The organism is Brevundimonas sp. 01N35 (assembly GCF_056399785.1).
On record NZ_JBFTRZ010000007.1, the window covers coordinates 151,151 to 163,550 of the forward strand.

At 67.2% G+C, this 12,400-nt stretch carries 12 protein-coding genes; 9 read left to right on the forward strand and 3 right to left on the reverse strand.

What is annotated here, in order from left to right; genetic code table 11:
- Window positions 1-9 precede the first annotated feature (9 nt).
- From AC1DJ5_RS09370 to AC1DJ5_RS09410, 9 genes are all read left to right on the forward strand, one after another.
- Window positions 10-1,755, forward strand: coding sequence for an alpha/beta fold hydrolase (locus AC1DJ5_RS09370; RefSeq protein ID WP_477020419.1), 1,746 nt, complete (start codon window positions 10-12; stop codon window positions 1,753-1,755).
- A gap of 7 nt (window positions 1,756-1,762) precedes the next feature.
- Window positions 1,763-2,860: a peptidogalycan biosysnthesis protein gene (locus tag AC1DJ5_RS09375; RefSeq protein WP_477020420.1), complete on the forward strand. Its 1,098-nt coding sequence runs from the start codon at window positions 1,763-1,765 to the stop codon at window positions 2,858-2,860.
- On the forward strand, window positions 2,857-3,270 hold the full coding sequence (locus AC1DJ5_RS09380; protein WP_441454776.1) for a DMT family transporter: 414 nt from the start codon (window positions 2,857-2,859) through the stop codon (window positions 3,268-3,270). Before AC1DJ5_RS09375 ends, AC1DJ5_RS09380 begins: the two co-directional genes overlap by 4 nt.
- A 29-nt stretch (window positions 3,271-3,299) precedes the next feature.
- Window positions 3,300-4,406: an ABC transporter permease gene (locus tag AC1DJ5_RS09385; protein ID WP_477020421.1), complete on the forward strand. Its 1,107-nt coding sequence runs from the start codon at window positions 3,300-3,302 to the stop codon at window positions 4,404-4,406.
- A gap of 131 nt (window positions 4,407-4,537) precedes the next feature.
- Window positions 4,538-5,293 carry an efflux RND transporter periplasmic adaptor subunit gene (locus AC1DJ5_RS09390; protein WP_477020422.1) on the forward strand — a complete coding sequence of 252 codons (756 nt, stop codon included), beginning with the start codon at window positions 4,538-4,540 and terminating at the stop codon, window positions 5,291-5,293.
- Entirely contained in the window at window positions 5,290-6,621 is a 1,332-nt protein-coding gene (locus tag AC1DJ5_RS09395) for a TolC family protein (protein ID WP_477020423.1), read from the forward strand. Before AC1DJ5_RS09390 ends, AC1DJ5_RS09395 begins: the two co-directional genes overlap by 4 nt.
- 2 nt (window positions 6,622-6,623) lie before the next feature.
- Window positions 6,624-7,298 carry an ABC transporter ATP-binding protein gene (locus AC1DJ5_RS09400; protein WP_477020424.1) on the forward strand — a complete coding sequence of 225 codons (675 nt, stop codon included), beginning with the start codon at window positions 6,624-6,626 and terminating at the stop codon, window positions 7,296-7,298.
- An 85-nt stretch (window positions 7,299-7,383) separates the two neighbouring features.
- Window positions 7,384-7,635, forward strand: coding sequence for an acyl carrier protein (locus AC1DJ5_RS09405; protein ID WP_441454781.1), 252 nt, complete (start codon window positions 7,384-7,386; stop codon window positions 7,633-7,635).
- 4 nt (window positions 7,636-7,639) lie between these two features.
- Complete coding sequence (locus AC1DJ5_RS09410) at window positions 7,640-8,908, forward strand: beta-ketoacyl-[acyl-carrier-protein] synthase family protein (RefSeq protein ID WP_477020425.1); 1,269 nt, start codon at window positions 7,640-7,642, stop codon at window positions 8,906-8,908.
- A 362-nt stretch (window positions 8,909-9,270) separates the two neighbouring features.
- Here AC1DJ5_RS09410 and AC1DJ5_RS09415 read toward each other — a convergent pair whose 3' ends face one another.
- The 3 genes from AC1DJ5_RS09415 to queC form a co-directional block, all read right to left on the reverse strand.
- On the reverse strand, window positions 9,271-10,536 hold the full coding sequence (locus AC1DJ5_RS09415; protein ID WP_477020426.1) for a hypothetical protein: 1,266 nt from the start codon (window positions 10,534-10,536) through the stop codon (window positions 9,271-9,273).
- 487 nt (window positions 10,537-11,023) lie between these two features.
- Complete coding sequence (gene queE, locus AC1DJ5_RS09420) at window positions 11,024-11,659, reverse strand: 7-carboxy-7-deazaguanine synthase (protein ID WP_477020427.1); 636 nt, start codon at window positions 11,657-11,659, stop codon at window positions 11,024-11,026.
- Window positions 11,656-12,375, reverse strand: coding sequence for a 7-cyano-7-deazaguanine synthase QueC (gene queC, locus AC1DJ5_RS09425; RefSeq protein ID WP_441454784.1), 720 nt, complete (start codon window positions 12,373-12,375; stop codon window positions 11,656-11,658). Before queC ends, queE begins: the two co-directional genes overlap by 4 nt.
- Between the last annotated feature and the right edge of the window lie 25 nt (window positions 12,376-12,400).

Here is a 12,400-nt window from a genome sequence, read left to right on the forward strand (position 1 = left end):
GCCTCAGCCATGGTCACGCCGGACTTCCGATTGCCCCGCAAGACCAAGGGGCTCTTCGCCTTGACCAACTGGGATGCGGTTCCTGTCGCGGCGGCGATCGCCCATCTGGCCTTCGTCGTCTGGATCGTCGCCGGCTTCGACCAGCGCCCCTGGTGGGGAAACCTGGGGTGCGGAGGGCTCTACGCGCTGGCGATCAGCTGGAACATCAACAGCGTCTCGCACAACTTCCTGCACACGCCCTACTTCCGCTGGAAGCCGCTAAACTACGCCTTCTCGTTGCTGGAGTCTGTGGCCATCGGCTTCTCTCAGGTCTTCTACACCTGGGTTCACCTACGCCACCACGAAGGCAACAGCGACCGGCCGGGTCCCGATGGGACCACCCGGGACTGGCTGTCGATCTACCGTCACGGCCGCAATGGACAGCCCGAAAACGTCTGGAGCTATGTCTTCCTCGGCTTCTTCCGAGATGGGGGCGAGCCGATCTACCAGGCCCTGAAAAAGCGCCGCCCATTCGACGCCGACTGGGGACGGCTGGAGATCGCGAGTTTCGCCCTGTTCGTCGTCGCCATGGCCTTGATCAGCTGGAAGGCCGTGCTGTTCCTCATCCCGTTCTACTATCTCGGCGAGTGCCTCTCGCAGCTCAACGGCTACTACGAGCACTTCAGGGGCGATCCGGATACGCCGTTGGCCTGGGGCGTTTCGACCTATGCGCGGCTCTACAATCTGACCTGGTTCAACAACGGCCACCACGCCGAGCATCACTATCGCCCCGCGGTTCACTGGACCCGGCTGCCCGCGCTGCATCGCGCGATCGCCGCCCAGCAACAGGCGGCCGGCGTCCACGTCATCGCCCCCCCGCACGCGCTGGGCTTCCTGGCGCAGAACAACCGCGAGCCAAATCGAGTTGCAACCAGCGCGCCCGTGAAGGATCGCGGCTTCAAGCTCTCGGGAACGGGTGAGAAAGGCGTCCTGCTGATCCACGGCATGAGCGGCGCCCCCGCCGAGATGAAGATGCTCGCCCGGCGGCTTAACCAGCGAGGCTTCGCGATCTCCGCGCCGCAGCTTGCGGGCCACGGCGCCGACCAGGCGACGCTGCTGAAGACGGACTGGCGCGATTGGCTGGAGACAGCCCGGACCGCCTATCTCGAACTGGCCGGCGAAGTCGATCAGGTCTTCGTGGCCGGAATCTGCGCGGGCGGCGCGCTGGGCCTGCGGCTCGCGGCCGACCATCCCGAGATTGCGGGCGTCGCCGTCTACTCGATGACCTTCGAGTACGACGGCTGGAACATGCCGAGGCTCATGGCCGCCGCGCCGATCATCCAACTGGTCGCGAACCTGCCCGGCATACGCCACATCAGCTTCGCCGAGCCGCCGCCCTTCGGCCTCAAGGACGAGCGGTTACGCGAATGGGCCATGCGCTCGCCGGACGCCTTCATCGAAGGCGCGCTCGACCGGATGCCGCTCGGCGCCCTCTACCAGCTCTATCGGCTGGGACGTCATGTCGAGACCATTGGCCGGCGGGTGGGCGCGCCCACCCTCATCCTGCATGCGCGCGAAGATGACATGAGCCATCCCCGCAATGCCTGGCGTCTGCGCGATGCGTTGGGCGGCCTGGTCGAGGTGCGCCTGCTCGGAGACAGCTATCACATGATCCACATAGATCAGGAACGGAAGCTGGTCGCCGACATGACGGCCACGTTCTTCGAGAGCGCGATCGTCGCCGAACAGCCGATCCTGGAGGCCGCCAATGCCTGACGCCAGGGTGGTCGCCTCGATCGCGGATATCGGCGCCGCGCGCTGGGATGCGCTCTTTCCGAACGCGCTGGAGCCCTACGACTATCTGGCGGCCGTCGAAGCCTCTGGCCTGGAAGGGTTTCGCTGGCGCTATGTCCTCGTGGAAGACGGGATGCGGCTTCTGGCGGTCGCGCCGGGCTTCCTGACCTCGTATGCCCTGGAGACGACGCTGACCGGCGCTGGCCGGCGGTTGGCTGACGGCGTCCGGCGGGTCCTGCCCCATGCGCTGACCCTTAATCTCGCCTGCCTCGGATCGCCCTGCACCGAGACGCTGTCGGTCGGCTACGCCCCCCAGCTGTCGGCTGCCGAACGCGCGCTGATGTTGCGCAGGCTGCTCGGCGCCTTTGAGACGGAAGCCCGTGAGGAAGGCTGCGGCCTGCTGGGCGTCAAGGATGTTCCCGAGCCTGACCGCCCGTTCTGGGACGGCGTCGCCGGGTCCGTCGGCTACCGCTCGATCCCCGGGTTGCCGGTCGCCCACCTGGATATCGACTTCCCCGATCTGGAGACCTACCTCGGCCGCCTCTCGCCCGGGACCCGCAAGGACATGCGCCGCAAGCTGCGCGCCCTCGATCATGTGCGGGTGGAGGTTCGCGCCAGCCTCGACGGCGTGCTGGACCGGGTGATGGACCTGTACCGTCAGACCCGCGCCCGGGCCGAGATGCAGTTCGAGGCCCTCACCCCGGCCTACTTCGTGGGGGTGATCAGGCAGATGCCGACGCGCGCCTTCTATGTGCTCTACTACGCGGGAGACGAATTGCTGGCCGCCAACCTGCTGCTTCAGGACGGCGCGACCCTGCTCGACAAGTTCTTCTGCATGGACGCGGCCAGAGGGCGGGCCTTCAGCCTCTATTTCCTCAGTTGGTTCACCAATGTCCGGCTGTGCCTGGAACGCGGCCTCGTCCGGTATCAGAGCGGACAGGCGGCCTACGAGAACAAGCTCAGGCTGGGCAGCCGGCTGACGCCGACATCCATGTATTTCAGGCATCGCAACCCGATGCTGAACGGCGCCCTGCAACTGGTCGCGCCGCTATTCTCCACCGATCTCGCCGAGGCGCGGGCCTCATGAGCGTATGGAGCCGCGAGGCGGATCGACCGAGTTGGCGGCGTCGGGGGGCCATATGGGCCCTGTGGTGCGCCCTGCCGCTACTGGCCCTTGGCTACCAGATCGCCGCCGAACAGACCGCCAGGGCCCTCAAGCACATCCCTTTCGGCCAGGCCTGGCTGGTGCAGGCCGCCGCCCTGCCCTGGGCGCGCCTGCTGCTGGGCCTGGAAATCGCCAGCTTCGTCGCCTGGATGGTGGTGCTGTCGGAAATGAAGCTCAGCGCCGCCTTTCCGTTGTCGGCCTTCAGCTACGTGCTGGTCATCATCGCCAGTTGGACCCTGTTCAACGAGCCTATCAGCCTCCTGCAGGTCGGCGGCGGCATGGCGATCCTGGGCGGGGTCTGGCTGATCGGCAGCGGCGAGGCCCGGCCGTGATCCGATTAAACTCACTGGCGCTGAAGACCTTGATCTACGACTGGCCAAGGTTCGCGCCGGCTGTCGTGGCGGTGGCCTTCTCGGGGCTTCTGGTATTGCTCCAGGCGGCGTTGATCCTGGGCATCTTCTCGCTCTCCAGCGTCTATGTCACGCGGTCGGCGGCGGACCTGTGGGTTGGCTTCCCGGGCGTGCAGAGCCTCGATCTCGGCCGGCCAATCGCGGGTCAGGCCGAGCCGTTCATCTGGATGAACCCCAATGTGCGCAGGGTCGAACCCTTCCTCTGGGGGTCCGGCGCATGGCGGACCCAGCGCAAGGGCGAGGTCAATGTCTACATCGTCGGCGTCGACACACAGCCGAACGCCATGGCGCTCTCCGATGTCCTGTCGCCGGACCTGCGCGCGCGCCTCGCGGAACCCGACGCCGTCCTGGTGGATCAGGGCGACCTGCGGAAGTTCGCCGCCAGGGTCGGCGACGTCGGCGAGATCAACGGCCATCGGGTCCGCATCGTCGGCAGCACCAAGGGGCTGCGCGGCCTGGGCGGCGTCAACGTCATCGCCTCGCTGTCCACCACGCGAACGCTCGATCCGTCCGCCGGCCCCGACAACCAGGTCGCCTACTTCCTCGCCAAGCTCGACAACCCCAGGGCCGGTCCGAACGTCGCTCGCGCGCTCAATGTCGCCGGAGCCGGTCGGGGCTTCGAAGCCGTAACGAGCGACAATTTCGCGCGCCGCACCACCCGCTACTGGCTGACGGAGTCAGGGGCTGGCGTCGCCTTCATCTTCGGCAGTCTGGTCGCCCTGCTCGTCGCGGTCGTGATCACCAGCCAGACCCTGAGCGCGGCTGTGGCCGGCTCGATCAAGGAGTATGCCGCGTTGCGCGCCCTTGGTTTTTCCATGTCGGCGCTGCGGCGCATCGTCCTGGCGCAGAGCGCCTGGGTGGGATGTGGCGGCCTGGTCGTCGCCGCGCTGCTCACCATGATCATGATCGCGGTCGCTCGCGCCAACGCCGTTCCGATCCTCCTGTCCGCTCCGATGATGATCATCGCCGCCGCCCTGGTGATCTTGGTCGCCTTGGGGTCAGGCCTCTTCGCCCTGCGCCGCGTGGGCCAGGCCGATCCAGCCACATTGCTCCTATGACCCCAGCCGCCTTCCTTCGCCTCTGGCCCTTGCTGGGGGTCATCATGCTCCAGCCCGGCTGCAGCCCCCCCGCGTCGCCCCCTGAGAGCGCCAAGGGTCAAACGTCGCCGCCCGCGGCTGTGGCAAAGGGCGTGATCGAGGCCAGAGGCGGACTGATCACCGTCGTGGCCCAGCGTGACGGGCTGGTGCGGCAGGTCCTCGTCCAGGAGGGCGACACCGTGGCGCTAGCCCAGCCGCTTGCCGAAATGGACAACGCTCAGGCGCGATTGAGCGCCGCCGCCACCACGGCCGCGCTAGGTGAGAAGCGCGCCCAGGTAGAGGTGGCCGCCGCCAAGCTGGCTGGCATGGAACGCGAGGCCGCGCGGCTGGCCGGCCTGGCCGCCGCCGACGCCGCCACGCGTCAGGACGCCGACCAGGCCGCCAACGCCGCTCGGGTAGCGCGAGGCGAGTATGACCAGGCGCGGCAGGCGGCCCTGGCGGCCCAGGCGCAGCAGCGGCTCGACAGCTACGAGGTGACGGCGCGCATCGTCCGTGCGCCGCTGGCCGGCAAGGTCGTGCGCCGCGCTGTCGCCTCCGGGGCCTGGGCGGCGGCCTCGACGCCGCTGTTCATCATCGAACCCAACGGTCCGCGCGTCGTTCGCGCCGAACTGGACGAGAGTTTCTCCGACCGGGTCCGGCCCGGGATGTCGGCCGTGGTCACGAAGGAGTTCCAACAGGGCCGCGACTATCGCGCCCGCGTGATCCGGGTCGCCGACATCTTCGGCGGACCGTCGCTGGAGGACCCCAGCGCCCAGGCCGACACGCGCGTGGTGTCCGTGACGCTCGAACTGGACGACGCCGCCGACCTGCGGCTCGGGCAGCGGGTTCTGGTGCGCTTCTCGCCATGAGATCCCACGCCATCATTCCGCTCGTCCTGGCCTTCGCCGTCGCCGGCTGCGCGCACATCACGGCGGCGGACCGGGCGCCCCGCACGTCGGTGCTGGAACGCATGAAGCCGTCGGGCGAACCCGTCTGGCGCGAGGACCTGAACGATCCGGTCCTTCGAGATCTGCTGCGTCGCGTCGACGCCGCTTCGCTGGATGAAAAGACCGCTCTGGCGCGGTTGGCCCGCGCGCATGCGGACGTGATCGCCGCCAAGGCCGCCGGGTCGTTGCAGGTCGGCATCGGCGCGAACGCCGCCGTTGGCGGGCGCACCTTCTCGTCGTCGGCTTCCGGAGCGGTTCCGTCCCTGGAGGCCAGCTACGAGATCGACCTGTGGGGCCAACTGGCCAAGGGCCGCGACGCCGCCGCGGAAGACGCCCAGGCCGCGACCTTCGACCTGACGCGGGCTCGGCTGTTGGTCGGCGAGGAGACGGCGCGGATCTATGTCGCCCTTCGCGGGGCCGAGGCGGCGACGGAGACCGCCCGTCAACGCCGCGATCTCAGCCAGCGCGCCTACGATCTGGTCAGCCTGCGCGCGGGGGCAGGCGCCGCCGGCGGCGAGGATGTCGCCACCTACCGTCGCAATCTGGTCGATGCCCAGGTCCGGCTCCAGGAAGCGACGAGCGAGGTCGAGCGCCAGAAGATCCGTCTGGGCGCGCTGTTGGCTGAAACCCAGCCCTGGACGCCGCCTGGCGGGAGCGGCCTGCCGACGCCGTCCGAGGCGCTTCCCCAGAGCATCTCCTCGGCCGTCGTCGATCGCCGTCCCGACGTCATGGCCGCGTTCGCCCGCCTTTCCGCCGCCGACGCCCGCCGGGCCCAGGCTGTCGCCTCTGCCCAACCTCAGTTCATGATCAGCGCCGCGCTGGGCGCTCCCGACGCCGCCATCGTGAACCTGCTGGATGCTCGGTCGCTGGCCTGGGCGCTGGCCGCGACCTTGTCCCAGGCTCTGGTTGACGGACAGGCCGGGCGCGCCCGGATCGACGCCGCGACCGCCGAGGCCGACGCCGCCGACCTCGCCTATCGAAAGGTCGTGGTTCAGGGCTGGGCCGAAGTGCGCCAGGCCGTAGTCGATGCGACCGCCGCCAGGACGGTGCTGGACCAGGCGCGGGGCGGCCTTGCCGACGCCCAGGACGCGGTCCGGCGCGGGCGGATTCGCCATACGGCCGGAACCCTCGACGGCCTCGGTCTCGCCCTGCTGGAGGATCGTCAGGCCGCGGCGATGGAAGATCACGACCAGGCGGCGGCTCGGGTGCTGATCGCCCAACTGCAGTTGGCCTTGGTCACGGGCGGCTGAGGATGGAGGTCCTGGCGGCGTCGGGCATCCAGAAGACCTACGATCAGGGCGTCACGCGCATCGTCGCCCTGACGCCCACGGACCTGTCGGTGGCCAGAGGCGAGTTCCTGGTGATCTCGGGACCATCGGGCTCTGGGAAATCGACCCTGCTGGCGATCATCTCAGGTCTGTTGCGGCCGACCGCGGGGCGCGTCGAGGTCCTGGGCCAGGATCTGGCCGGGCTCACTCGCGACCAATTCGATCATTTCCGCCTCGCCCACTTCGGCTTCGTCTTCCAGGGGTTCCATCTGCTGCCGGCCCTTACCGCCGTCGAGCAGGTGAGCATCCTGCTCGAACGACAGGGCGCGAGTCGGGCCGAGGCCTATGAACGGGCCCGCCACGCCCTCGAACGCGTGGGCCTGGCCAGCCGCTTCGCCAATCGCCCGGCCGAACTGTCCGGGGGTGAATGCCAACGGGTCGCCATCGCGCGCGCGCTGGCCAAGGCCCCGCAGGTGATCTTCGCTGACGAGCCGACCTCCGCCCTCGATTCCGAAAACGGCCGCCAGATCGCGCGGATGCTGAGCGCCGCAGCGCAGGAGGACGGCGCCGCCATTGTCTGTGTTTCCCATGACCCCCGGCTCATGGCGCATGCAAGCCGGGTGGCGCGCATGGAGGACGGCGTACTTTTTTGCATCTGAAACGAGGTGTGGAGCGTTGGACCGGTGACAGCGTCGCTCAGACGCCGACGCGTCTCCCGACGACAACTTTTCGATGGCGGCCATCATGCCTCAAGCCCTGCCCACAGACAGCGAGTTCTTCGACATCATCGCCAAGGAGGCTCTGAAAGACCGAGCCACGCTCAAGCGGGATCTGCCGCTTGAAGACCTCGGCATCGATTCCCTTGATGTCGTCTCCATCCTGTTCGAGATCGAGGATCGCTACGGGGTTCAACTCGAGGGCGAGGAAATCGGCGGGTGCAAGACGCTCGGCGACATGCTGGACCTGTTCAAGAGTCGCCTCGCCGCGGCGGCCTGATCCGATGTCGCTCGGCGCAAGACGGATCGCCGTCAGCGGCATGGGCGCGGTGTCGGCGCTCGGGAAATCGCTACCCGAGAACTGGGCCTCCGCTGTTGCCGGACGGGGCGGCATCCGTATCCAGACCGTGTCGGTTCCCGACAGCGCCCCATCCGCCGTCGAAATGCCCGCCGCGCGGGTCGCCGACGGCTACGACGCCGATGTCGATGAGCGGCTGGGCCGCCCGATCATCACGTCCCTCGACCCCTTCGCCCGTATGTCCCTGACCGCGGCGCTGGAGGCGCTCGACCAGGCCGGGTTGCGCGGGGCCCCGGTGCTGGAGGAGCGGACCGCGATCGTGTTCGGCCACGGTCTCGGCGGCCTGGAAACCATGGAGGCCGCCTACGAGCGGTTCTTCGGTCAGAAATCGACACGCGTGCATCCGGCGACCATATCGCGGGTCATGCAGAGCGCCGCCGTCAGCGCCGCGGCGATGGCGTTCGGCGTGCACGGGCCGGTGTTCGCCGTCTCCAGCGCCTGCGCCTCATCGGCTCACGCCATCGCCCAGGGCGCGGCCCTGATCCTCGCCGACCTGGCGGACGTGGCGATTGTCGGCGGCAGCGAGGCGATCTCGACCGGAGGCAGCCTGCGGTGCTGGGAGGCGATCCGTGCCACGTCGCCGACCACCTGTCGGCCGTTCAGCGCCGACCGCGACGGCATGGTCATCGGCGAGGGCGGCGCGGTGCTTGTCCTTGAGGATCTTGACCATGCCCTGGCGCGCGGCGCCCCGATCCTGGCCGAACTGGTCGGGGTCGGCATGTCGTCGGACGCCTTCCACATCACCCAGCCCTCGCCGGAAGGCCAGGCGCGCGCCATCCGCAAAGCCTGTGGCCAAGCCGGCATCCTGGAGACGGGCGACGTGCTGATCTCGGCCCATGGCACCGGCACGCCGCTCAATGACCCGGCTGAGACCCAGGCGCTGCTGGCGGTCTTCGGCGAGCGGGCCCGTCACTTGCCGGTAATCGCCACCAAGAGCGCCCATGGCCACGTGATCGGCGGCTCGGCGGCCCTACAGGCGGTTCTGGGGGTGACGGCGCTCAATGAGCGTCTCGCCCCGCCGATCCTGAACTTCACGGCGCGCGACGAGGCCTGTGACCTCGATCTCGTCATCGGTGTGGCGCGTCCGCTGAACGAGGGCAGTCTTCTGCTGCAGAACGCCTTCGCATTTGGAGGACTGAATGTGTCGCTCGTCTTCGCTGGTCCGACCGCGGCCCGAGAAGCCCGCGCGAACTGATGGTCCATAGCCGTCGTCTCGGCAGCCGGTATAAAGCGGTGCCGAGCTGGAGCCCAAAGCCGCGATAATTGGCGTGAGACTGAAGAACGAAACCATCATTCAACAACCTTACACAGGGAGGCCCGCTAACCATCCCTAGCGGACGAAAGCAAAGTCCGCTCCTTGGCCAAGAAGCCAATGTCTGGTTTCGGCGCTGAGGCCCTAGACCGAATTCGACCCTCAACTGACTTTAGGCTGACCCACAGTTTGATAGACCTCAAAGAAGTGGGAGGCGGACATCGCGGCGAAAAGATTTTGCACGTCGCCTTCGCCAACGACCTGTAAGTCGGCGGTGAAGCCGTCCCAAGTCACGCAAACGACGCTCATGCCGCAAACCGTGGCGTGAGCACACCCTCTAGAGCGAGGGGGCGAACCTCGAAACCATCGCCGAACGCATGTGTGATCAGGTCGCCGGACAGCTCCTTCAAACCACTTGCGTGAGCAAGAGCCGCCATAGAAGGCTCCCGAATGCCGTCCGCTGCAGCGAACGCTCCGGCTCGTCGTGCGTGTTCCCTGAGGCTGACCAAGCGCCGTCGTGCGCCGCGTTCGGTCGCCCATCCGTCGAGCGACACGCTTAGTCCATCCGCGCCTGTATGTTCCCATTGCGAATAGTCCGCGCAATGGCGGGGCAGCCGAACGGTGGTCCGGCGTACAAACCCCCTGATCTGGGCGACCGCCTCCGCAACACGGGTGACCGAAACATTAGGAGACAGATCAGTCAGTTCGACGAAAAGACGGCGTCCGATTTCTTCATTGTCCGCAATCTTCCTTAATTTGCGCATGATCGCGATGCGGCTGGACGAATGGGCGAAGGCGTCCAGGGATAAAGGGACCGATAAGGCGACATTCTGATGGGACGATTGAGATAGGATTTCACTCGCATGTCGAAGGCGCCGATGAGCGATCAGGCCATGAGCGCGCGAGGTGAGATCATCGGGAGACACCACGGCGCGCTGAGTGGGGAGCGTATGGAAGGTTTGGGCGCGAAGGTGGAAGACGGCTACGGCATCGTGGGCGGTGTTCCATATCGGCTCGCAGTAATAAAGCGCCTCTAACTCACCGCCCTCGGGCCGCTTGAAGATGACGACTTTGCGCGGCTTTTGTCTCGTGCCGAAAGCCTCCCATGGCGGCGAGTCTTCATCGGGATCCGCTAGCGAAACTGTCAATCGAGCAGCTTCTTCCAATTGAGCCGGCGTCACACGCCGCGCTTCAATCTGGCCCGGCTCCGCCTGTTCAATAATCGAGATCCGGATATGGTCAGGCTGCACCTGACCCAGGAAGTGACCCAAGGTCAGGCGGGTGAGCAACGCCACCCGGTTCAGGGCGCTCATCGGAGAACGGCTGGGCTGTATCAGAACAAAGTCGACGTCGTTGACCCTGAGGATCAGATCGTCGTCCAGCGCTCCTCGCCGGAACGAGCGCAAAACAAAATCCTCCACCAAGCCTTCGTGCCTGGACCACCGAGCCCCCAAAGCCTCGCGCACTGGGGCCAGGCTTACGGTGTGGCAACGCCCCTCCTTCACACCCTGACGTACGGCGTCATGGTGTGAAAGCAGGTCCGATACATTTCCCGTGGGGACGGCGGTCATGACGCCTTCGGAAAATTATTTGTGGCGGGATCCATGGCGACAAATATCCTTTTTGACGACGGCACCATGACCACTAGGATGGGCAGTCGGAGCGTGGAATTGGTAATTACCCGTAGCTAGCGCGTAGCTGACTCAGCGCGACGGGCATCCCACCGACAGTTTCGAGGTAGTGAGCAGAGAAAGACGCGGGCTTTTCGTCCTCCGCAATGCGTGCGGCATCCGGCTTCAAAGGCAGGCGCGCCAAAACTAAATGACGATCGACCCGCTTCACGTTGTCGCATCAGCGCGCGGAACCTCTAATGCCGATGGCTGTGATCGAAAAACGCTTCCGAATACTTTTTCGCGCGCCCTCCTATTATGAGATGCGGCGGGCGGCTCTTGTTTCGTAACGTAATGAAAAACGACCCGGCCTCCCGGCCGCCGGCTCTTGTGCGACGGCGCGCGGCGCGGTCAGCAACATCCGCCTCCGTCTTGCGCGCGCGCCGCCCTATCGCACGCCAATGTATTTGTGCGTCTGGACGCTGAGCCGCCATTGGGGGTGGGTCAGGCAATATTCGATGGCGGCGGCGGTGTTCGCGGCCTGATCGGGGCCGTCCATGGGCTGGAGCCAGAAACGTTCGAAGTCGAGGCTCTCGAAGCGCTCAGGCATGGCCAGGGGCTGCGGATAGACCAGCTTCAGCTCCTGGCCCGAGGTCTGGACCACCGGGGCGTCGGCCTTGGGGCTGATGCAGATCCAGTCGATGCCTTCGGGCGCGGCCAGGGTGCCGTTGGACTCGATGGCGACCTCAAACCCGCGCGCGTGCAGGGCCTCGATCAGCGGCGCGTCCAGTTGCATCAGCGGCTCGCCGCCGGTGCAGACCACCAGCTTGGGATCGCCTTCGCGGCCCCGCCACATCCCGGCGACATGGTCGGCCATCAGGTCGGCGGTCTTGAACTTGCCGCCCCCGTCGCCGTTCACGCCGACGAAATCCGTGTCGCAGAAGCTGCAGACGGCGGTCGCGCGGTCCCGCTCCAGCCCGCTCCACAGGTTGCACCCGGCAAAGCGCAGGAAGACGGCGGGCCGTCCGGCCTGACCGCCCTCGCCCTGCACCGTCAGAAAGACTTCCTTGGCGGAATAGGTCACGCGCGCGCCGCCCATTCGCCGTAACCCGCCGCGCGCAGTTCGCACGCCGGGCAGGTCCCGCAGCCATAACCCCAGTCGTGCCGATGCGTCCGGTCGCCCAGGTAGCAGGTGTGGCTGGCCTCGACGATCATCTCCACCAGCGCCGCCCCGCCGATCCGCTCGGCCAGGGCCCAGGTGTCGGCCTTGGTCAGGAACATCAGCGGCGTCTCGACCGGCGACGGCTTGGCCAGACCCAGGGTCAGGGCGTGGGCCATGGCCTGGATCGTGTCGTTGCGGCAGTCGGGATAGCCCGAGAAGTCGGTCTCGCACATGCCGCCGACCAGAACCTGGAGCCCCCGCCGGTCCGCCAGCGCCGCCGCCGCGACCAGGAAGATCAGGTTGCGCCCCGGCACGAAGGTATTGGGCAGGCCACGCGCGTCGGCCTCGATGGCGCGATCCGTGGTCATGGCCGTCTCGCCGATGGCCCCGAAGCCGGTCAGATCAACGACATGGTCCGGCCCCAGTCGGTCGGCCCATTGCGGCAGGACGGTCGCCATCTCGGCGCGCACCGTCTGGCGCGCCTGCATCTCGACCGCATGGCGCTGGCCATAGTCGAAGCCGACGGTCTCGACCCGCTCATACCGCTCCAGCGCCCAGGCCAGGCAGGTGGCGCTGTCCTGCCCGCCAGAGAACAGGACAAGGGCCGACTTTTCAGAGTTTTGTGACGTAACGCTCATGACGAACCTGCGGTCGGCCGGCGGC